Annotated in this window: 18 protein-coding genes and 1 pseudogene; 9 read left to right on the plus strand and 10 right to left on the minus strand. The window is 69.3% G+C overall.

Annotation, left to right across the window (positions count from 1 at the left end):
* Positions 1-108: 108 nt before the first annotated feature.
* Positions 109-660, plus strand: coding sequence for a GNAT family N-acetyltransferase (locus ABZZ74_RS31135; protein ID WP_356770574.1), 552 nt, complete (start codon positions 109-111; stop codon positions 658-660).
* Here ABZZ74_RS31135 and ABZZ74_RS31140 read toward each other — a convergent pair whose 3' ends face one another.
* From ABZZ74_RS31140 to ABZZ74_RS31175, 8 genes are all read right to left on the minus strand, one after another.
* Positions 661-2,196 (minus strand): type IV secretory system conjugative DNA transfer family protein, encoded by a 1,536-nt coding sequence (locus ABZZ74_RS31140; protein ID WP_356770755.1) that lies wholly within the window; start codon positions 2,194-2,196, stop codon positions 661-663.
* A 22-nt stretch (positions 2,197-2,218) separates the two neighbouring features.
* Positions 2,219-3,646, minus strand: a complete 1,428-nt coding sequence (locus ABZZ74_RS31145; protein ID WP_356770576.1) for an ATP-binding protein — start codon at positions 3,644-3,646, stop codon at positions 2,219-2,221.
* Between the two features lie 9 nt (positions 3,647-3,655).
* Positions 3,656-5,215, minus strand: a complete 1,560-nt coding sequence (locus ABZZ74_RS31150) for an SCO6880 family protein (protein WP_356770578.1) — start codon at positions 5,213-5,215, stop codon at positions 3,656-3,658.
* On the minus strand, positions 5,212-6,540 hold the full coding sequence (locus tag ABZZ74_RS31155) for a hypothetical protein (RefSeq protein ID WP_356770580.1): 1,329 nt from the start codon (positions 6,538-6,540) through the stop codon (positions 5,212-5,214). The genes ABZZ74_RS31150 and ABZZ74_RS31155 overlap by 4 nt, the downstream gene beginning before the upstream one ends.
* Positions 6,530-7,333 carry a hypothetical protein gene (locus ABZZ74_RS31160; protein ID WP_356770582.1) on the minus strand — a complete coding sequence of 268 codons (804 nt, stop codon included), beginning with the start codon at positions 7,331-7,333 and terminating at the stop codon, positions 6,530-6,532. Before ABZZ74_RS31160 ends, ABZZ74_RS31155 begins: the two co-directional genes overlap by 11 nt.
* A gap of 141 nt (positions 7,334-7,474) precedes the next feature.
* Positions 7,475-7,783 carry a hypothetical protein gene (locus ABZZ74_RS31165; protein ID WP_014673544.1) on the minus strand — a complete coding sequence of 103 codons (309 nt, stop codon included), beginning with the start codon at positions 7,781-7,783 and terminating at the stop codon, positions 7,475-7,477.
* Positions 7,784-8,162: 379 nt separating this feature from the next.
* Positions 8,163-9,467 (minus strand): S53 family peptidase, encoded by a 1,305-nt coding sequence (locus ABZZ74_RS31170; protein ID WP_356770584.1) that lies wholly within the window; start codon positions 9,465-9,467, stop codon positions 8,163-8,165.
* Positions 9,468-9,803: 336 nt separating this feature from the next.
* Positions 9,804-11,168, minus strand: a complete 1,365-nt coding sequence (locus ABZZ74_RS31175) for a S53 family peptidase (RefSeq protein WP_356770586.1) — start codon at positions 11,166-11,168, stop codon at positions 9,804-9,806.
* Positions 11,169-11,448: 280 nt separating this feature from the next.
* Here ABZZ74_RS31175 and ABZZ74_RS31180 point away from each other — a divergent pair, with 280 nt between their 5' ends.
* Positions 11,449-11,883 carry a VOC family protein gene (locus tag ABZZ74_RS31180; protein WP_356770588.1) on the plus strand — a complete coding sequence of 145 codons (435 nt, stop codon included), beginning with the start codon at positions 11,449-11,451 and terminating at the stop codon, positions 11,881-11,883.
* A gap of 40 nt (positions 11,884-11,923) precedes the next feature.
* Here ABZZ74_RS31180 and ABZZ74_RS31185 read toward each other — a convergent pair.
* Positions 11,924-12,121 (minus strand): annotated as a pseudogene (locus ABZZ74_RS31185) (helix-turn-helix transcriptional regulator); the annotation flags it as partial.
* A gap of 123 nt (positions 12,122-12,244) precedes the next feature.
* Between ABZZ74_RS31185 and ABZZ74_RS31190 the strand changes: the two are divergent.
* The 4 genes from ABZZ74_RS31190 (at position 12,245) to ABZZ74_RS31205 (ending at position 15,459) form a co-directional block, all read left to right on the plus strand.
* Positions 12,245-12,538 carry an ATP-binding protein gene (locus ABZZ74_RS31190; protein ID WP_356770590.1) on the plus strand — a complete coding sequence of 98 codons (294 nt, stop codon included), beginning with the start codon at positions 12,245-12,247 and terminating at the stop codon, positions 12,536-12,538.
* Between the two features lie 153 nt (positions 12,539-12,691).
* A complete protein-coding gene (locus ABZZ74_RS31195; protein WP_356770592.1) occupies positions 12,692-13,465 on the plus strand; it encodes a trypsin-like peptidase domain-containing protein in 774 nt (257 codons plus the stop codon).
* 133 nt (positions 13,466-13,598) lie between these two features.
* Positions 13,599-14,606 carry a bifunctional lytic transglycosylase/C40 family peptidase gene (locus tag ABZZ74_RS31200; protein WP_356770594.1) on the plus strand — a complete coding sequence of 336 codons (1,008 nt, stop codon included), beginning with the start codon at positions 13,599-13,601 and terminating at the stop codon, positions 14,604-14,606.
* A gap of 148 nt (positions 14,607-14,754) precedes the next feature.
* Positions 14,755-15,459 carry a phosphatase PAP2 family protein gene (locus tag ABZZ74_RS31205; RefSeq protein ID WP_356770596.1) on the plus strand — a complete coding sequence of 235 codons (705 nt, stop codon included), beginning with the start codon at positions 14,755-14,757 and terminating at the stop codon, positions 15,457-15,459.
* A 28-nt stretch (positions 15,460-15,487) separates the two neighbouring features.
* Here ABZZ74_RS31205 and ABZZ74_RS31210 read toward each other — a convergent pair whose 3' ends face one another.
* The gene (locus tag ABZZ74_RS31210) at positions 15,488-17,032 is read right to left on the minus strand and encodes an FAD-dependent oxidoreductase (protein WP_356770598.1); all 1,545 of its coding nucleotides are present in this window, start codon (positions 17,030-17,032) and stop codon (positions 15,488-15,490) included.
* 317 nt (positions 17,033-17,349) lie between these two features.
* On the opposite strand from ABZZ74_RS31210, the gene pstS reads away from it, so the two are divergent.
* From pstS to pstA, 3 genes are all read left to right on the plus strand, one after another.
* Complete coding sequence (pstS, locus tag ABZZ74_RS31215) at positions 17,350-18,480, plus strand: phosphate ABC transporter substrate-binding protein PstS (RefSeq protein ID WP_356770600.1); 1,131 nt, start codon at positions 17,350-17,352, stop codon at positions 18,478-18,480.
* 139 nt (positions 18,481-18,619) lie between these two features.
* Positions 18,620-19,624 (plus strand): phosphate ABC transporter permease subunit PstC, encoded by a 1,005-nt coding sequence (pstC, locus tag ABZZ74_RS31220; RefSeq protein ID WP_356770602.1) that lies wholly within the window; start codon positions 18,620-18,622, stop codon positions 19,622-19,624.
* Entirely contained in the window at positions 19,621-20,673 is a 1,053-nt protein-coding gene (gene pstA, locus ABZZ74_RS31225; protein ID WP_356770604.1) for a phosphate ABC transporter permease PstA, read from the plus strand. The genes pstC and pstA overlap by 4 nt, the downstream gene beginning before the upstream one ends.
* The last annotated feature ends 32 nt before the right edge of the window (positions 20,674-20,705 follow it).

Consider the following 20,705-nt stretch of genomic DNA (forward strand, 5'->3'; position numbering starts at 1 on the left):
GCAGGGGGGACCCTGTGGGAGAGTAGGACGCCGCCGAACAATTTGTGAGAAAACCCCCGGCCGGGGATACCGGTCCGGGGGTTTTCTGCGTTCCGCTACCGTGGCTCCATGAGCTACAAGATCCGTTCCATCCGTGCCGATGAATGGCCGGCCGCAAAGGCGCTGCGGCTCGTCGCCCTGCAGGACCCGGTGGCGCCCCTCGCCTTTCTGGAGACGTACGACAACGCTCTGGCCCATCCCGACTCCTTCTGGCAGGAGCGAGCCAAGGGGAGCTGTGAAGGAGCCACTGGCGCCCAGCAGATCATCGCCGAAGGGCCGGACGGTGAGTGGGTCGGGACGCTGACCGTGCTCATAGAGGAGGCGGGGGCCACCGACTGGGCCGGATTTCCGGTCGAGCGGAGGCAGGGGCACATCGTGGGGGTGTTCGTCCGGCCCGAGTACCGGGGGATCGGGCTCACCGAAGTGCTCTTCGACGCCGGTCTCGAGTGGGCGTGGGCCCAGGGTGCCGAGCGGGTGCGGCTCATCGTGCATGAGGACAACGGGCGGGCTCAGCGGCTGTATCGGAAGGTCGGGTTCGTGCCGACCGGGGTGACCGTGCCGCTGCCGCAGGCCGGCGGGGAGGCCGAGCTGGAGTTCGCCCTGGAGCGCGAGGCTGGTTGATCAGACCGGGAGTTCGTCGTGGGGCCAGCGGGCGCGGCCCTGTTCGCGGGAGCGGAGCAGGGCCAGGGTCGGCAGGCCGCGGTCCGCGCCGGTGGCGAGCAGCTCGGGGAGCTGGGGGAGCGGGGCCACGGCTGCGACGTCGTCCAGGACGAGCGTGAGTGGTGGGTCGAGGCGACCGGCGGATGACCGTTCGGCCATGCGCCGGCCGCGCTCGACCACGCTGGAGACGAGGGCCGTCAGGAGAGGCATCGCGCCTGGGTTGCTCCTGGGATCCTCGATGGATTCCCCCACTACATAAAGCGTTCCCCCTTCGTCCACGAAGGAATCCAAGGCGATGGCATCGGTTCGGTTGGGTGTGCAGGCCTCTCGGATGTTGACCGTGAAGAGGGAGGACAGTGCTCTCGTCGTCAACTCCTGGGCCATGTCGCGGCGGTCGGGGTGCGCGGTGAGCGCGGCCTCGAGTTCGCCCGCGGAGCCGGGGGAGGCCTTGGGGTTCGTGCGGAGGATGCGGACGGCGTCCTGGATCTGGGTGCCCTGGGACCAGCGGTGGACGTGGCGGATGGTGCGGCCGTCCACGGCGGCGGCGTGCAGGTAGCTGCGGAGGAGCGTTTCCGCCGTGGTGGAGAGGGCCTCGTCCAGTTTGGCCGTGGGGCGGATGGGGGCGAGGAGGGCCGCGGCCCGTGCGGAGGCCGTCTGTCTGTCCTCGCAGCCGGCGGTGGGGGACCAGTGGAGGCGGGCCGGAGTGTCGCAGCGGTGGGTGGGGTCGTAGAGGAGGACCGGGCCCAGTTTCGCGCGGGGGTCCTTGGTGTCCGCCCAGAGGGACGGGTTCGAGGTGACGACGAGGGCGGGGCCCTCCGCGTCCCGTATGGCCTGGGTCGCGGTCGTGTGGCGGCTCGCGGGCGGGGCGTAGTGCACGGCGCCCTCGGCGCGGTCCCAGCCGCCCGCTACCGGTGCGACGGCCGTCTCGAGCTGGATCGGGGCCGCCGGCTGGGGGAGAGCCGGCTCCGTGCGGGGCACCGGCACCTCGTGGACATCGGCCGGTTGGGGCGGTCGTACCTCCGTCGGCTGCTGTGTCGTTCTTTCCAGCGGCTGTGCTGTCGGTTCCGGGGCCGGGGCGGTCGCCGCGGCCGTCGCGCGTTCCACCGCCGCCACTTGCTCCAGGCGGCGTCTGGCGCGGCCCGCGCGCCAGCGGGCCACGGTGCCCATGACGAAGACGGTCAGGACGAAGAGGACCATCAGCTGGCCGATGAACAGCCCCCAGAACAGGCCGTACCCCGACAGCTGGGCCGTCGGGGTGTCCGGCCAGGCGCCGGTGATGTCGTGGGGCCGGCCGATGAGGTGGCGCATGGCGAGCGGGGTGCGGGTGAAGGAGACGCCGTCGGGCCAGGAGCCCTTGGCGAACAGGCCCGCGAGGCCCGTCGCCGTCCACACCATCAGGGTCATGCCGAGGAGGAAGGCGAGTATGCCGACCAGCAGCCCGTCGGGGATGCCGCCCTGGCCCTCCCGTTCGTCCCGTCTCCGAACGTCCGGTCTCACCACGTCCGCCTCCCCGCCGCCGTTACGCCACCGTCGACTCGGACGAGTCGTCGTAGTCGCTCAGGTGCTGCTCCACGAAGGCCGCCGCGCGTTCCTCCGCTTCCAGTTCGGCGGCGCGCAGGGCGTCGTCGGCCAGCTCGAGGTCGGCGGACGACTCGGTCATCGCCCGGTCGGTGAAGACCAGGGGGCGTTCCGTCTCGGTGACCAGGTGTTTGACGACCTGGACGTTGCCGTTGACGTCCCAGACGGCGATGCCCGGGGTGAGCGTCGGGATGATCTCCACCGCCCAGCGGGGCAGGCCGAGGACCCGGCCGGTCGCGCGGGCCTCGTCCGCCTTCTGGGCGTAGATCGTCCGCGTCGACGCCATCTTCAGGATGGCCGCCGCCTCCTTCGCCGCCGCTCCGTCCACCACGTCACTCAGGTGGTGGACCACCGCCACGAAGGACAGACCCAGCCGGCGCCCGAACTTCAGCAGCCGCTGGAACAGCTGCGCCACGAAGGGGCTGTTGATGATGTGCCAGGCTTCCTCGACCAGGAAGATGCGCTTCTTGCGGTCGGGGCGGATCCAGGTGTGCTCGAGCCAGACTCCGACGATCGCCATCAGGATCGGCATGGCGATGGAGTTGCGGTCGATGTGGGAGAGGTCGAAGACGATGAGGGGCGCGTCGAGGTCGATGCCGACGGTGGTCGGGCCGTCGAACATGCCGCGCAGGTCACCGTCGACGAGCCGGTCCAGCACGAGGGCGACGTCCAGGCCCCAGGCCCGTACGTCGTCTATGTCGACGTTCATCGCCTCGGCCGACTCCGGCTCGGGGTGCCGTAGCTGCTCGACGATGTCCGTGAGGACCGGCTGGCGTTCGACGATGGTCTCGTTGACGTAGGCGTGCGCGACCTTGAGGGCGAAGCCGGCGCGTTCGTCCAGGCCGTGGCCCATCGCGACCTCGATGATCGTCCGGAGCAGGGCGAGCTGGCCGGTGGTGGTGATCGCGGGGTCGAGCGGGTTGAGGCGGATGCCCATGTCCAGGGCGGCCGTCGGGTCCAGGCGGATGGGAGTTATCCCCAGCTCCTCCGCGATCAGGTTCCACTCGCCGACCCCGTCCTCGCCCTGTGCGTCCAGGACGACGACCTGGCGGTCGCGGAAGCGCAGCTGGCGCAGGACGTACGTCTTCTCCAGCGCCGACTTGCCGTTGCCGGACTCGCCGAGGACCAGCCAGTGGGGGGCGGGGAGCTGCTGGCCGTAGAGCTGGAAGGGGTCGTAGATGTAGCCCTTACCGGAGTAGACCTCGCGGCCGATGATCACTCCCGAGTCGCCGAGGCCCGGTGCGGCGGTCGGCAGGTAGACCGCCTGGGCCTGGCCGGTCGAGGTGCGCACCGGCAGGCGGGTCGTCTCGACCTTCCCGAAGAGGAAGGACGTGAAGGCGTCGGTGAGGACGGACAGCGGATCCCGCATGCTTGGTCCCTACCTTCGGATGCCGGTGGCGAACGGGAGTGTGTTCACGAAGGCGCGGTGGTGCTCGCGGTCGCACCACTCCAGCTTCAGGTACGACTTTCCGGCCGAGGCCCGGATGGTCCGCTTGTCGCGGGCCAGGGCCTCGGGGGAGCGGGAGGAGACGGTGATGTAGCCGACCAGGTTCACTCCCGCGGCGCCGCTCGCCAGGTCCTCGCCCCGCTGGTCCAGGCGGGTGTGGGCGGCGACGTCACGGGGGTCCACGGTGCGGTTCATCTTGGCGGCGCGGGAGGCCTCGGCTTCGTCGTTGGTCTTCTCGGTCAGCATGCGTTCGATGGCTACCTCGGTGGGCTCAAGATCCATCGTCACTGCGACCGTTCGGATGACGTCCGGGGTGTGGACCAGGAGGGGGGCCAGGAAGTTGACGCCCACCGGGGTCATCGGCCACTCCTTCACCCAGGCGGTGGCATGGCACCAGGGCGCACGCGTGCTCGACTCCCGGGTCTTGGCCTGGAGGTACGTCGGCTCCATGGCGTCCAGCTCGGCCGGCCAGGCGTTGCGCTTGGTCATCGCCTGGATGTGGTCGATCGGGTGGTCGGGGTCGTACATGGAGTGGATGAGGGAGGCGAGCCGGCCCTGGCCGAGGGGCTGGCGGACGCGGATGTCGGCCTCCTGCAGGCGCGAGCAGATGTCGGTGAGCTCGCGGGCCATGACGACCGCGAGGCCCGCGTCCCGGTCCACCTTGCGGCCCGCCTGGGGCCTGGCGGCGCGTGCCATCGCCTGTGCCTCGGCGGCGAGTTCGCGGGTGAAGTGCATGCAGGCGACGAGATAGGCGCGGTGCTGCTCGCTGCTGGTGGACACCATGGACTGCAGCTGGTCGTACGACGACTGCAGCCACGGCAGGGACTTGTCGTCCCCGCGCAGGGCGACGTCCTTGGCGTGGGCGTCGGGGTCGGCGGGGAGGGTGCGGGCGAGCATCTGCAGGCGGGTGACGAAGCCGTCGCCGTTGGCCACGTGCTTGAGGAGGGTGCCGAAGCGGTCGACGAGGGCTTCCTGGTCCTCGGAGTCGCGCAGGCCGACGCCGGGGCCCTCGATCTCGATGGCGGCGGTGACGGTACGGCGGTCCGCGTGCAGGAGTACGGCGATCTCGTCGGGGCCGAAGGGGGCGGCCAGCCAGGTGATGCGGCCGATGCCGGGTGGCGGGCCGATCTCGACCTCACGGCCGTCGAGCCGGGTGCCGGCCTCCATGACTCCGGACCGGTAGAGCGTGCCCTGCTTCAGGGTGCGCTTGTAACTGCGGTTGATCTCGAACCACTTGTAGAAGGTGCGGTGCTTGTACGGCACGTACACCGCTGCCAGGGCGAGCAGCGGGAAGCCCATCAGCAGCACGATGCGCAGGGAGAGGACGGGGATGAGGAGCCCGCACATCATGCCGAGGAACGCGCCCACGATGATCAGCGCGATCTCGCCGGACTCGCGGTTGCGGCCGACGATCGCGTTCGGCCGGGCGCGGCCGATGAGATATGTACGGCGGGGCGTGACCGGATGGGACAGGTGGGACTCGGTCGTCAACGCCCTTCACCTCCCGTGCGGTTGGTACTGCTGTTGCGGGTGTTGCTGGCGTGCGGGGTGTTCACCGGGCTCGCCGAACGGGGTGCGGGTGCGGCGGAGGGGACAGTTCCGCCGCCACCACCGTTCGGGGTGCGGGTGCTGTGGGCTGCGACGCCGCCGGAGACCGGGTTGGCCGGCCGGGCGCCGCCGCCCGAGGACGACTGGCCGCCGCCTCCGTTGTCGTTGGCGCGGGCGCTGTGCGTCTTGATGCCCTGCGCGACCATGGTCGCCGGGGAGCTGATGACCGCGGCGGCCTTGCTCTCGGCGCCCTGCATGATGCGGTTGTTGCGGCCGCTGGCGATCTCGTCGCCGAAGCCGGGGACGAAGCGGTAGATCATCCCGGAGGCGAAGATCGCGAGCAGGATGATGGCGAGGCCGGAGACGACGGCGGCGAGGGAGTCGGGCCCTCCCCCCGAGGCGAGGGCCCCGGCGAGGCCGAGGACGATGACGATCACGGGTTTGACCAGGATGACCGCGATCATGATGCCGGCCCAGCGGCGGACGTGACCCCACAGGTTCTTGTCCACGAGGCCCGCGTAGACCACGACGCCTAGCAGGGCGCCGACGTACAACAGTACGGCCCGCAGATAGAGCTCCAGGTAGAGGACGCCCGCGGCGAGTACGGAGACCAGCGACACGATGATCAGCATGATCGGGCCGCCGCCGATGTCGTTGCCCTTGCTGAGGGCTGCGGAGAACGTGCCGAAGAACGTGTCCGTCTGGTCGCCGGTGCCTTTCGCGATGACGTCGGTGACGGCGTCGGTCGCCGATACGACGGTGTAGAGGATCAGGGGCGTGAACGCCGAGGCCAGGACCGTCAGCCAGAGGAAACCGACCGCCTCCGAGATGGCCGTCGTGAGGGGGACACCTCGGACGGCTCGCTTGGCCACCGCGAGCAGCCAGAGGAGGAGGGTGAGGATTGCGGACGCCGCGAAGACGACTGCGTACTGCTGAAGGAACTTCTGGTTGGTGAAGTCGACGTTCGCGGTCTCCTTGACGGCATCACTGAGTTTGTCGATGGTCCAGGAGGCGGCTTTGGCACAGCCCTGGGCCAGGGAGGCGAGCGGGTCGAGCGTCGAGGTGAGGCTGGGGGTGGTACCGCCGGTGGTGCCCTTGTCGCCGTTGCCGCGCTCGCAGTACTGCTTGGCGGGCCCGACGATGAGGTCGCACTTGTCGTCCGAGGGCGACGGGGAGGGGGCGGCTGCGGCTCGGGTCGCGAACAGTACGGCAGCGGTCTGTACGGCCGTCAGGGCGGCGGTGACCTTGAGAGCGCGGCTACCGGGCATAGGTGAAGCCTCCGTACTCCTCGACGGCCTTGGACATCTCGTCGGCGCTGGACGCCTTGTTGTCACCGGGGACCGGCGCGGGGCCGTCCTTCTGGGAGAAGCTGTCGACCTTCCAATCACCGCCGGACCAGCTCAGCTGGAGCGTCATGGTGAACCAGTCGCTGGTGACCGGGGTGGTCGACTGCTGGCCGGCGGTGCCGTACAACCCGGTGCACCAGACCTCGGCGGTGGCCGTGGTGTCCGAGTAACTCGTGGTCTTGGTGCCGATCGGCACGGTGCGGGAGACGTAGGTGCTGCCCGCGGCCGCGTTGCCGTTTGCGTCGAGGCCGATCTTGCTCAGGAAGTCGCTGGAGTAGGCGCTGTCGAGTTGCTGCTGCAGCGTGGCCTGCTTGGCGGGGACGAAGACCTGCTGGACGATCTCGGTACGCCGGGCCGGCTTGAGGATGTCGGCCGAGACGAGAACCGTCGCATAGTTCGCCGCCGCGCTCTCCGCCCCCTGCTGGTCGTGGGCGAAGCCCGACGGGATGCCTGCTGCTCTCGACCGGACCGGCTTGGTGCCCGTTGCCGTTGTCGATGAGCTGTTCGGCTTCTTCGCGTTGCTGTCGGTCGATGATGAGGAGTCGTCACCGCCGCGGTTCGCGAAGGCGATCGCTGCGATCAGGAGGACCACCACGCCGACCACCGTCACCAGGCCCCGGGACGACGAGCGACCGCCCCGCCGCGCGCCCCCGTACACGTCGCCGCCCGCGTCGGGCAGCCTCGTCCGGGTCTGCCCCTCGTCTCCGAGACTCATGCCGCGTACGCCCTCTCCACCTCGTAGAGATACGACGGTAGCCGTGCTGGTTCCCGCGCGGGCGCGGTGTGGTGACTCGACATCAGGGAAACGCAACCTCAGCCGGTGAGCACGACGGGCGGGTGGGGGAGGAGTTGTCTGCTAGACGGCCATGCCGTACACGATGGTGAAGAGCGTGCCCAGTGAACCGATGATGAAGACGCCGGTGAGGCCGGCGATGATGAGGCCCTTGCCCTGTTCCGCGCTGAAGGTGTCGCGCAGGGCGGTCGCACCGATGCGCTGCTTGGCCGCGCCCCATACCGCGATGCCGAGGCAGAGCAGGATGGCGACGGCCATCACGACCTCGATCATCACCTTCGCCTCGTTGCCCAGGCTGCCGAAGGGGCCCCAGTCCGGAGCGATCCCGCCGATGATGGTGTTGATGTCTCCCTTGTCGGCCGCAAAGAGCATGTAAGTCACCGCCCCTGGTGGGTAGTTCCGGTCGATCCGGTGGTTCCGGTTCCGCGTCCCCTGCCTCGGTGCAGAGGTCAGGCTCATTGTCGCCGACAATGTCGCCGTCGCATGTCGACTTGACGTCATTGGTTGGCGGGTTTCGTACGAATAGCTCGTACGGTAACTCTGTGTATCACGGCAGGTCACGCCGGGCAATGAGGCCTGCGCGGAACCAGTCGTGTGGTTCCGTCGTTGACCCCTTCTATGACCTGCGCCGTTTCTGACGGTCGGTCGGGTGAGTGGTCGTGCCGATGTTCTCCCGGTGAAGGGTAACCCGGCAACGCGAACGGGCCGCGGTGGGAGGCCGCGGCCCGCTCGGTGACGGAGGGTCAGTCGGTCAGCCGGTGAAGGCGGAGACCCCCTCGGGGGTGCCCCAGCCGGTCGGGCCGTCGTAACCCGACTGGGCGGTGCACAGGTAGCTGGTCGAGCAGGAGCCGTTGTTGCCGCTGGTCACGTCGTTCAGCGCCGAGGTGCCGGCCTTCGCGTAGGGGAAGGAGGCGGGGTAGGAGGAGGACGACGGGGTGCCGGCGAGGGCGTAGACGCCCGCGATGATCGGCGAGGAGGCGCTCGTACCGCCGAAGGTGTACCAGCCGGCGGTGACGCCGTAGGAGTCGTACACCGAGACGCCGGTCGCCGGGTCGGCCACCGCGGAGACGTCCGAAATCGTGCGCTTGGAGCAGCCGGTGTCGGTCTGCCAGCTCGGCTTGGCGTCGTAGGAGGAGCAGCCGGAGCCGGTGCCCTCGGTGCTGGAGGTCTTCCAGACGGTCTCGGTCCAGCCGCGGGCGGTGGAGGAGGTCTTCAGGGCGGTGCCGCCGACGGAGGTGACGTAGCGGGAGGCGGCCGGGTACTCGGCGCCGTAGCCGCTGTCGCCGGCGGAGACGGTGATGGCGACACCCGGGTGGTTGAAGTACGAGGAGTCGTACGACGTGTCCGAGGAGGACTCGCTGCCGCCATAGCTGTTGGAGACGTACTTCGCGCCCAGGGTGACGGCCTCGTTCACGGCCTTGCCCAGGTTGGCCATGGTGGCGCTGGTGGCCTCTACCAGGAGGATGTTGCACTTCGGGCAGATGGCGGAGGCCATGTCGAGGTCAAGGGAGATCTCCTCGGACCAGCCGCTGTCACTGGAGGGCAGCGAGGTGGTGGAGCCGGTCTGGCTGACCTTCTTGAAGCAGCCGTTGGCGGTGGTGCAGGCCGACAGGCCGTAGTAGGAGCGGTAGGAGGCGAGGTCCGACTCGGCGTTCGGGTCGTTGTACGCGTCGACGATGGCGATGGTCTCGCCGGAGCCGTTGGAGGCGGCGGCGGAGGTCAGGCCGTACGCGGACTGGAGGTTGCTCGGGCCGTAGCCGGAGGGCGTGGTGGCGTCGGCGGCCTTCGGGGTGACCCCGGTGCGGGCGGCCTGCTGCTTCTGGAAGGCGGTGAGTCCGCCGGTCACGCGGTAGGAGTTACAGGCCAGTTCGCCCTTGTGCTTGGGGGTGGCGCAGGGGGTCGCGGTCCAGGTGACCTTGGCGGGGGCGGTGGCCGCGTCGGCCTGTACGGCGGTGCCGAAGCCCGCGAGCACGAGGGCCGCTGCCGCGGCCGCTGCGGCCCCGATGCGGCGCCAGGCTCTGTGGCCGGCCGGTCTGTTGGGGGGAGTGGAACGCATCGTGCAGCCTCCTGATGTTCCTGAGTGGGGTGGAAACAGGGGCGGTGCGGGTGCGAAACCGCCGGTACGGGTTCCCCGGCGGTGGGGCGGCGGCCCGCCACGACTGTCGCTTGTTGAGTACGTGACAACAAGAGGTGTACGGAATTCTGACTTCCGGATTACTGAAGAAGGTCGGGGACTTTACCCAACGCACAGGAAGGTCAAGGTTGTTGCATGGGAAACGGGTCGCGGCCGGCTGCCGTGACCCGTTCCCCCTGCGTGCCGCCGAGGAGACCCCACGTACTCCTCACTCGGCCGGCTCCCCGTGACCCGTCGGGGAGGTCGTGCGTGCTCCGGTCAGCCGGCCGTGAAGGCGTCCAGGCCCTCTGGGGTGCCCCAGCCGGTCGGGCCGTCGTAGCCCGACTTCGCGGTGCAGAAGTAGCTGGTGGAGCAGGTGCCGTTGTTGCCGCTGGTCACGTCGTTGAGGGCGGAGGTGCCGGCCGCGTTGTACGGGTACTGGGCCGGGTAGTCGCTGGAGCCCGGGGTGCCGGCGAGGGCGTAGACCGAGGCGATGATGGGCGAGGAGGCGCTGGTGCCGCCGTAGGTGTTCCAGCCGGTGCCGTCGGAGCCGTAGGAGTCGTAGACGGAGACACCGGTCGCCGGGTCGGCGACGGCGGACACGTCGGCGATCATCCGCTTGCTGCAACCGGTGTCGGTCTGCCAGCTCGGCTTGGCGTCGTAGGAGGAGCAGCCGGAGCCGGTGCCCTCCGTGCTGCTGGTCTTCCACACGGTCTCTGTCCAGCCGCGGCTGTTGGAGGAGGTCTTCAGGGCGGTGCCGCCGACGGCCGTCACGTACCGGGAGGCGGCCGGGTACTCGGCGCCGTAGCCCTCGTCGCCGGCGCTCGCGGTGATGGCGACGCCCGGGTGCTTGTAGTACGAGGAGTCGTAGGTGGTGTCCGAGGAGGACTCGGAGCCGCCGTAGGAGTTGGAGACGAACTTGGCGCCCAGCTTGACCGCCTCGTTCACCGCCGTGCCCAGGTTGGCGTCGCTCGCGGACTTCGCCTCGACGAGCAGGATGTTGCAGTTCGGGCAGACGGCGCTGACCATGTCGAGGTCGAGGGACTCCTCACCGGCCCAGCCGCTGTCGGCCGAGGGCAGGGAGGTCGTGGAGCCGGTCTGACTGACCTTGCTGAAGCAGCCGTTGTCGGTCGTGCAGTCGGGCAGGCCGTAGTACGAGCGGTAAGTGGCCAGGTCCGCCTCGGCGTTGGGGTCGTCGTAGGCGTCGACGATGGCGACGGTCTCACCGGAGCCGCCCGAGGAAGCCGCGTCCGTCAGGCCGTAGGCCGACTGGAGGTCGCTCGGGCCGTAGCCGGTCGGGTCGTCCGAGGCGGCGTTCGGCTTCACGGTCTTCGGGGCGATGCCCTTCAGCGCGGCCTGCTTCTCCATGAAGGCGGTGGTGCCGCCGGTGACCCGGAGGGCGTCGCAGGAGGCGTAGCCCTTCTTCGGGTGCGCGGCGCAGGCGTTCTCGTAGCGCACATGGGCCTTGGCCACCTGCGCGGCGATCGTCCTGGCGCTCACCTTGTGGGTGCCGTCGGTCGCCGCATCCGCGTGGGCCGCGCTGCCGAGACCGGCGAGCACGAGGGCGGCGGTGGCCGCGGCCGCAGAGCCGATGCGGCGCCATCTGCCGCGTATGTGGGGGGAGTTGGGGGTGGACGTACGCAACGTACAGCCTCCTGGGAGTGGTGGACAGAGGCCTGCGGGTGGGGGGTCCACCGGTGTGGTTGCCGGTGGGGGCGGCGGCCCGCGACGACGATGGCTTGTTGAGTACGCGACAAACAAGACAGTTTCGGAATCCTGACTTCCGCGTTACCGAAGGGATGGGCGGGCTTACTGCGGGATGGGCGGGGGATGGGCGTGAGCTGGCGGGGGCTTGACCATCGCCACAGGAGGTCCACAGATGGACGCGCGTTGAGTAGGGCGAGCCTGCTGTTACGGTGGCCCGATGGCATCGGTGAAGCAGTTCCAAGTCACCTTCGACTGCGCGGATCCTGAGCGCGTCGCTCGTTTCTGGTGCGAGGTGTTGGGGTACGTCGTACCGCCCCCGCCGAAGGGGTTCGCCAGCTGGGAGGAGTTCGACCGCTCGCTGCCGTCCGAGCGGCAGGGCTCGGCGTTCGCCTGTGTCGATCCGACCGGTGTGGGCCCGCGCCTGTTCTTCCAGCGCGTTCCCGAGGACAAGGTCGTCAAGAACCGGGTCCATCTGGACGTGCGGGTGGGGACCGGACTCGTGGGCGAGGAGCGTCTCGCCGCGCTCGAAGCCGAGCGCGCGCGACTGGAGGCCCTCGGCGCGGTGTGCGTGCTGGTGCAGCGTGCTGACGGCTTCAACGAGTCGTGCATCACGATGCAGGACATCGAGGGCAACGAGTTCTGCCTCGACTGAGCTCGTCACCCCGGGGGGCTGCCCGCTCGGTCGCCATGTCGCTGAGCGCGTCGACGAGGGCCTTGTCGCCGCAGTCGTAGTGGCAGACAAGCGTACGGACGCGTTCCGAGCTGACACCGGCACGTCCCGCCTCGACATTGCTGATCTGGTTCTGCTGCACGCCGAGCAGGCGGCTGGCCTGCGTGGAGGTGAGGCCGGCACGTTCGCGGAGCTTGCGTAGTTCCCGCCCTGTCCCCAGAAACGCACCGCCCGACGGGACGGCAAGCCGCACGATCCACGCGCGCCGGGAATCGCCCGGGCCACCCTGCGTGCGCTGCTCACCGCCCACGAGCTCGCCGAACTCGCGCCGGCCGCCGAGCTGTTGGCCGGTGAACTGCTCGCCAACGCCCGCCGGCACACCCAGGGGCCGTACGCCCTGCGGGTGCGGCCCATGGAGTCGGGGCGGCTGTGGGTCGCCGTGTGGGACAGCGAACCGCGGGTTCCGGCCGGGTTTCGGGACGGGGAACCGTACGGCCCACCGCCGGTGGACGCCGAGCGCGGGCGGGGGCTGCAGATCGTGCGGGCCTGCGCGGACGTCGTCGGGGTATCCGTGCTGCGGGAGCTCGGCGCGTCCAAGGGCGCAAAGCTCCTGTGGGTCGAGTGCCCGGCCAAGTGACTCAGAGTGACGCGGAGGCGAGCGGGAAGTGGGCGCAGTACGGTGGTCGGGACGCCGTAGAGGTGGTGGACGAAGGAGGCGGTCCATGTTCACGGAGATATCTCAGTGAACGGCAGACGGTTTTCTCACCTTCGTCGGACACAGTGGGTGCCGATGAAGCGCACCTCTCGGATCAGCAGGCGTATCGCCAGTCCCTTGTGCGCGGCCGTCGTCCTGGCCGTGCCGGCTCTCACCTCCGCGTCCCTCGCCAACGCCGACGACGGGCCCGGACCGCTCGGCGTGACCGTGGCCGCCGCGGCGACCTCGCAGTCCGTGCGGGTCGGTCCGCTGTTCCCGGCCGACCGAAGATCCACTCTCATAGGCGGGCACCACTGCACCGCCTCCGTCGTCCACAGTCCCAACCGCAACCTCATCGTCACCGCGGCGCACTGTCTGGACAGCGACCAGGACTTCGTTTTCGTCCCCGGATACCGGGACGGCAAGGCGCCCTACGGGGTGTGGACCGTGCACCGGACGTTCCTGCCGGACGGGTGGCGCAAGGAGCAGGACGAGGACAGCGACGTCGCGTTCGGGATCACCGGCGATCAGCACGGCAAGGGCGTCGAGGACGCCGTCGGCGGGAACCGGTTCGCGACCGGGACGGCCACCGGGGCCACCGCGGTGACCGTCTTCGGGTATCCCAGCTCCCAGGAGGTGCCGGTCAGCTGCACCAACCGGCCGACCGCGCACAGCCGCACCCAGCAGCGGATCGACTGTCCCAGTCTGAGCGGGGGGACCAGCGGGAGTCCCTGGGTGAACGGCGACGGGCAGGTCGTCGGCGTGCTCGGCGGCCACGAGGAGGGCGGCGACACCGACGACATCTCCTACAGCGTGGTGCTGGGAGCCGAGGCCGCCGAGTTGTACAAGGACGCTGCCGCCGATCCGTGATCCGTCATCCGAGGGGGTGGCGGGCGTCTGACGTCTGACAATGGCCGAGTGTGATCATTCCGAAACACAGGCACCGCCCCTAGACTGACCCCTCGACGGATTCCTGGGCGGACTCCCGGGCGGCGAGGGGCGGGTGACGGTGCGTAAGGCATGGATCATCGCGTCCGTGGCTGTCGGCTCCGCCATGGCCTTCGTCATGCTGCTCGTCGTCGGGGTGTACGTCGTCGCCGGGAACCTCGTCAACGGCGTGGTGGGCGGCACCAAGGCGCTGGCCAAGGGGGCCGTACCGGCCGCGTACTCCGCCATCGTGCAGAAGTGGGGCAATCTCTGCCCCGCCCTCAACCCGGCTCTGCTCGCCGCCCAGCTCTATCAGGAGAGCGGGTTCAACCCGCGGGCCCGGAGCGCCGCGGCGGCCGAGGGGATAGCTCAGTTCATCCCGGGGACCTGGGCCACGCACGGGATCGACGGAAACGGCGACGGCGTCAAGGACGTCTGGGATCCGCAGGACGCGATCCCGTCCGCCGCGTCGTACGACTGCCAACTCGCCTCGTACGTGAAGGACGTACCCGGGAATCTGACTGAAAACATGCTCGCCTCGTACAACGCCGGGGCCTACGCGGTGATCAAGTTCGGGGGTGTCCCCCCGTACAAGGAGACCCAGAACTACGTCAAGACCATCACCACGTTGGAGGAGAGCTTCGCCGCGCCCGCGTCGCGGGTGGACCCGAGCCAGCAGGCCGCCGGGGCCATCTACTACGCGCAGAAGAAGCTCGGCACGCCCTATCTGTGGGGCGGCAACGGAACTGCCGCCGACAACGGGCGTTTTGACTGCTCGGGGCTGACGAAGGCCGCGTACGAGAGCGTCGGCATCACGCTGCCGCGCGTGGCCAACGACCAGTACAACGCGGGTCCGCACCCCCAGCGGGACGAACTGCTCCCCGGGGACCTGGTGTTCTTCTCGACCGATCCGACGGACTCCCGGGCCATTCACCATGTCGGTATTTATGTGGGTGGCGGGTACATGATCGACGCGCCGCGCACCGGCGCCGTCATCCGGTTCGATCCGATCGACACCTCCGAGTACTTCGGGGCGACCCGGGTCACGGAAGATGGCGCGAAAGCACTGCCCACCACGGTGTGAGCCGTCTGTGAACCCACCCCCTGAGCTGCGGCGATGAGTCTCTCTTCGATAACGTCTGCGTGATCATTCGGTGGAGTGTGGAACGTATTAACCGGGAGCGTGCGTTCCTGTTCCCGTAGCAAGCAGACGACGAAGGGGCCGCAGCACGATGGCTGGACTCGCAGACACCGGGTCGAACCCCGACGTCGACCTGCTCTATGACATCAACGGCCTGGCCAAGGACGCTCCGCACTGGTTCGACCGGGTCGTGGAGTTCGTCGGGGAGTACGGGCTGCTGGTGGCCATGGTGCTGCTGGTGGTGTGGTGCTGGTGGTCGGTGCGCAGGAAGGGCGGTGAGGAGGCGGCCTCCTCCGTGGCCGCGCTGGTGTGGACGCCGCTCGCCGCCGCGATCGCCGTGCTGGTGAACGTGCCCATACGGGGTTTCGTCGAACGGCCCCGGCCCTTCCTCGTCCACCAGGGGCTGGACGTCCTCGTGTCGGGCAAGACCGACTACTCCTTCGTCAGCGACCACGCGACCATCACCATGGCCATGGGCGTGGGACTCTTCGTCGCCAACCGGAGGTTCGGGCTCGTCGGTATCGGGCTCGCGCTGCTCGAGGGCTTCTGCCGGGTCTACATGGGCGTGCACTACCCGACCGACGTGGTGGGCGGCTTCGCGCTCGGCACGGCCGTCGCCCTGCTGCTGTCCCCGCTCGCCATGGCCCTGCTCACCCCGGTGCTGAAGGCCGTCGAGACCTCCGCGTGGGGCGCCTGGTTCGTCCGGGCGCGGGGACGCTCGGCCCTCGGCGAGGGCACGATGATCCCCGGCGCCCGCAAGGACGTCGAGTCCGAGGAACGGGACCTCGCGGCCTAGAGCAGGCCTGGAGCAGGCCCACAGCCGGTTACAGCGCCTGGGGGTAGGTGAAGAAGCGGTTCGGGTCGTACTGCTTCTTCACCGTCGTCAGCCTCGCCGCCGCGTCGCCGTAGTAGGCCTTGCGCCAGTTCGTCAGGGTCGGGTCGGTGTAGTTCTGGTAGGCCGCGCCGGAGGCGTACGGCTTCATCGCGTCGTGGGTCTTCGTCAGCCAGGACTGGGCGGCCGTGCCCGTCGTCCCCGCGCGCCAGGACGCTATGTACTGGGCGAGCATCCGGGAGCGGCGGTGGACGAAGGCCGTCGCGGTGGGGGAGACGCGGTTGACCGCGCCGCCGAGAGCGGTGAGGGCGATGCTGCCGGCGCCGCCCTGGACAGACTTGATGTGCGCCAGCATCGTCTGGATGCCGGCCGTCGAGATCGAGCGGTCGAAGAAGTCCGAGCGGGCCGCGTAGGTCTCCCGGCCGAGCGCGCCCTGCGGGCTGCGGCCCGGGGTGGAGCCGGGCAGATGGCACTGGGCGGCGGTGGGGAAGGAGGAGCAGCCGGCGTACGCCTCCATCGCGCCCTCGTAGGTGTGCCTCTTCAGCGTGACGCTGCGGGCGGGGGCGCCGACCTTCGAGGCCAGGCGGTCCAGCGCGTTCTGGAGTTCGCCGTAGGTGCCGAGCGAGAACGCGGCGACGGACACGGTCGGCGAGCCGCCGTTCTCCAGATGGCAGGAGGACCAGATCTCGTCGGGCTGGTCGGGGCCCCACTCCTGCCAGGCCTTCACCACGGCCGCCGCCTTCGCCCACGGCCAGGTGACGTACGCCGACACGGCCTGCGGCGCCGGGTGGGTCCTGAAGTGCAGTTCCGTCACGACGCCGAAGTTGCCGTTGCCCGCGCCGCGCAGGGCCCAGAAGAGGTCCTTGTTGGTCGTCGCGTTGGCGGTGAGCTGCTTGCCGTCCGCCGTGATCAGGGTGGCCTCGGTGAGGCTGTCGCAGGTCAGGCCGTAGGCCCGGGAGACCACGCCGTGGCCGCCGCCGAGCACCAGACCGGAGACGCCGACCGTGGGGCAGGAGCCCGCCGGTATCGTCACGCCCTTCGCCGTCAGGGCGCGGTAGACGTCGATCAGCTTGGAGCCGGCGCCCACGACGGCCTGTCCACCGCCGACCCGTATGCGGTTCAGCTCGGAGACATCGAGGATCAGCTTGCCGTTCCCCGAGGACCAGCCGGCGTAGGAGTGGCCGCCGTTGCGGATGGCGACCTGGATTCCGTGGGCGCGGGCGTACGTCAGGGTCGTACGGATGTCGTCGGCGTGGGCGACGTAGGCGACCGCGGCCGGCTTCAGACCGTCGAAGCGGGTGTTGTACAGCTGGTGGGCCGTGGCCCACTTGGCGTCGCCCGGGCGGATGAGGGTGCCGTCCAAGTCTCGGGCGAGAGCCGTCCAGTTCGCGGCGGCGGCCTGGGCCGACGTCGACCGGAGGGACGTACCGGAGGAGGACGAGGAGCTGGTGTCCGCGTCGGCGGAGCCGCCCTTGCAGGCGGTCGTGGCGACCGCCGCGATCGCGGCCGCGCCGCCGATGAACGTACGCCGTTCCATGCTGTGCCTCCCGATGGCTCTCGGGGTACGAGACGGCGCGCCGATCTCGTGGGTTCCAGGAGAACTGTCACTCCTGTGTCACCGTGAGGCCGGAACCTACACGTGCCCTCCCCGTGAGCATTCCGTGACCTAACCACAAAGTCTGCAGGGGTTCACCTCCCGTTCATTTGCGCCCATTGGCGCCTTCACCTGATCTGCCTAATTTCAGCCTTACGAGATGCGGCCGCATCGCTACAGACGCGTCCGCATCAACCGAAACTTCGCAACTCCGCACGCCGCCGATTCAGGACGGCGGCTCCTGGAAGGATCTCTTTCAAGTGAAGCTTCAGCGCATGAACCGGCGGGCCCTCGCTCTCGGTGCTCTCGCCGCCTCCGGCGCCCTGGTCCTCACGGCGTGCGGCTCGGACGACACCAGCAACAACAGCGGCGGCGGCAGCAGCGCTTCGGCCTCGACCCAGGCCGGTTCCGTCAAGTGTGACAACGCCAAGGGGCAGCTCCTGGCCGACGGCTCGTCCGCGCAGAAGAACGCGATCGACGCCTGGGTGGCCAACTTCTCCAAGGCCTGTGGCGTCCAGATCAACTACAAGGGCGGCGGCTCCGGCGCGGGTGTCACCTCCTTCACCCAGGGGCAGATCGCCTTCGCCGGTTCGGACTCGGCGCTGAAGCCCGAAGAGGTCACCGCCTCCAAGAAGGTCTGCACCGGCGGCCAGGGCATCGACCTCCCGATGGTCGGCGGCCCGATCGCGGTCGGCTACAACCTCTCCGGCGTGGACAACCTGGTCCTCGACGCTCCCACCCTGGCGAAGATCTTCGACAGCAAGATCACCAAGTGGAACGACCCGGCGATCAAGAAGCTGAACCCCTCCGCCAAGCTGCCCGACCTCAAGATCCAGGCGTTCCACCGCTCGGACGAGTCCGGCACCACGGACAACTTCACCAAGTACCTGAAGGCCGCCGCCCCGAGCGACTGGACGTACTCCGGTGGCAAGGCCTGGCAGGCCAAGGGTGGCCAGGCCGCCGCGCAGTCCTCCGGTGTCGCCGCCCAGGTCAAGCAGACCAACGGTTCCATCGGTTACTTCGAGCTGTCCTACGTGGCCGAGGGCGTCAACGCCGTCAGCATCAACACGGGTGCCAGCGCGCCGGTCGCCCCGAGCAGCGACTCCGCCTCCAAGGCCATCGCCGACGCCAAGGTCATCGGCACGGGCCAGGACCTCGCGCTGCAGCTGAACTACAACACCAAGGCAGACGGCGCGTACCCGATTACGCTGGTTACGTACGAGATCGTGTGCGACAAGGGCAACAAGGCGGACACCCTACCGGCCACCAAGGCGTTCCTGGGGTACATCGCCTCCGAGGACGGCCAGGGCGTTCTCTCCGGCCTGAAGTACGCGCCCATCCCGGCCGACATCATCGCCAAGGTCCGCACCACTGTCGCTGGCCTGAGCTGATCTGAGTGTGTGGGCCGGTCCCGGCCCCTGATCCCGGGACCGGCCCACACCGTCCGGTGCACCGCCGCCATGAGCCGTACGTCACGTACGGCTTCGCAGAGCCGTACCTCGTGTGCGGCTCCGCAGACCGGAGAACCCGATGGACACGACACAGATAACTGACGCACCCCCTCCCACGCCCCAGCCCACGCCGGCCGAGCAGAAGCGCAACGCCCGCGGCGCCACCCGACCCGGAGACCGGATCTTCCTCGGTCTCTCCCGTGGGTCGGGCATCCTGCTGTTGGTGATCATGGCCGCGATCGCGGTCTTCCTCACCTACCGAGCCTCCCTCGCGCTCAGCAAGAACCACGGCAACTTCCTGACCACCTTCGAGTGGAACACCAACGTCACGCCGCCCAGCTTCGGCATCGCCGTCCTGGCGTACGGCACGGTGATCTCCTCGATCATCGCCATGGTCCTCGCGGTCCCAGTCGCGGTGGCCATCGCGCTGTTCCTCACGCACTACGCGCCGCGCCGGCTGGCCGGTCCCATCGCGTACGTCGTCGACCTGCTCGCCGCGGTGCCGTCCATCGTCTACGGCCTGTGGGGCGCGCTGATCCTCGTACCGCACATGAACGGCCTCTTCGGCTGGCTCAACGACTTCTTCGGCTGGACCGGGGTCTTCTCCTGGGACCAGGGCGCCCCGCGCTCCCTGCTGACCGTGGGCATCCTGCTCGCGGTCATGATCCTGCCGATCATCACCAACGTCAGCCGCGAGGTCTTCCGCCAGGTCCCGCAGATGCACGAGGAGGCGGCCCTGGCCCTCGGCGCCACGCGCTGGGAGGTCATCCGCATGGCCGTCCTGCCGTTCGGCCGCTCCGGTGTGATCTCCGCGTCGATGCTCGGCCTCGGCCGCGCGCTCGGCGAGACGATGGCCGTCGCCACCGTCCTCTCCCCGGACTTCCTGATCCACGGCAGCCTGCTCAACCCGGGCGGCGGCACCTTCGCCCAGAACATCGCCAGCAAGTTCAGCGAGGCCACCGAGTTCGGCCGTGACGCCCTCATCGCCTCCGGTCTGGTCCTGTTCGTCATCACCCTGTTGGTCAACGGCGCGGCTCGCATGATCATCGCCCGCCGCAAGGAGTACTCGGGGGCCAACGCATGAGCAACGCCGCCATCGCCGAGAAGCGCCCCAGCACCCTGCGCGGCGCCAGTCTGCCGAAGTGGTCGCCCTGGGCGATCGCCGCCGGTTCCGTGGCCGTCGCCGTTGCCATCGGGGCGGGCGCCGGGCTCACCAAGGTGCAGTGGGGTCTGATCGCCGGTCTGCTCTTCCTGATCGCCACCTACGTCATCGCCGCCACCGTCGAGGGCCGCCGCCAGGCCAAGGACCGTATCGCCACCGGTCTGGTCTGGGTCGCCTTCCTCGTCGCCCTCGTGCCGCTCGTCTCCCTGGTCTGGGTGACCGTCGTACGCGGTGTGAAGGTCCTCGACGTCTACTTCCTGACCCACTCGATGGGCCTCGTCGCCGACTCCCAGCCGGGCGGTGGCATCTACCACGCCATCATCGGCAGCCTGGAGCAGGTCGGTCTCGCCACCATCATCGCGGCGCCGATCGGCGTCCTGACCGCCATCTACCTGGTGGAGTACGGCCGTGGCCGGCTCGCCCAGGCGGTCACCTTCTTCGTCGACGTCATGACGGGTGTCCCGTCGATCGTCGCGGGTCTGTTCATCCTCTCCCTGATGCTGATCTTCGACATGGAGCCGTTCGGCTTCGCCGGCTCGCTCGCCCTGGCCATCCTGATGATGCCGGTGGTCGTGCGCTCCACCGAGGAGATGCTCAAGCTCGTCCCGAACGAGCTGCGGGAGGCATCCCTGGCGCTGGGTGTCCCGAAGTGGCGCACCATCCTGAAGGTGGTCCTGCCGACCTCCATCGGCGGCATCACGACCGGCATCATGCTGGCCGTCGCCCGTATCACCGGTGAGACCGCCCCTGTGCTGCTGTTGGTGTTCGGAAACCGGTTCATCAACAACAACCCCTTCTCGGGGCCGCAGCAGTCGCTGCCGCTGTACATCTACCAGCAGTACGCCGCGGGCAACGACTACGCCTACAACCGGGCCTGGGCGGCTTCGCTCGCCCTGATCGCCTTCGTGATGATCCTCAACCTGGTGGCCCGGGCCATTGCCCGCTGGAAGGCCCCGAAGACCGGTCGCTGACGCGGCCATCGGCGACCGATCAAGACTTTCTG

The organism is Streptomyces sp. NPDC006476, from assembly GCF_040612015.1.
In the GTDB taxonomy this organism is placed as follows: domain Bacteria; phylum Actinomycetota; class Actinomycetes; order Streptomycetales; family Streptomycetaceae; genus Streptomyces; species Streptomyces griseorubiginosus_B.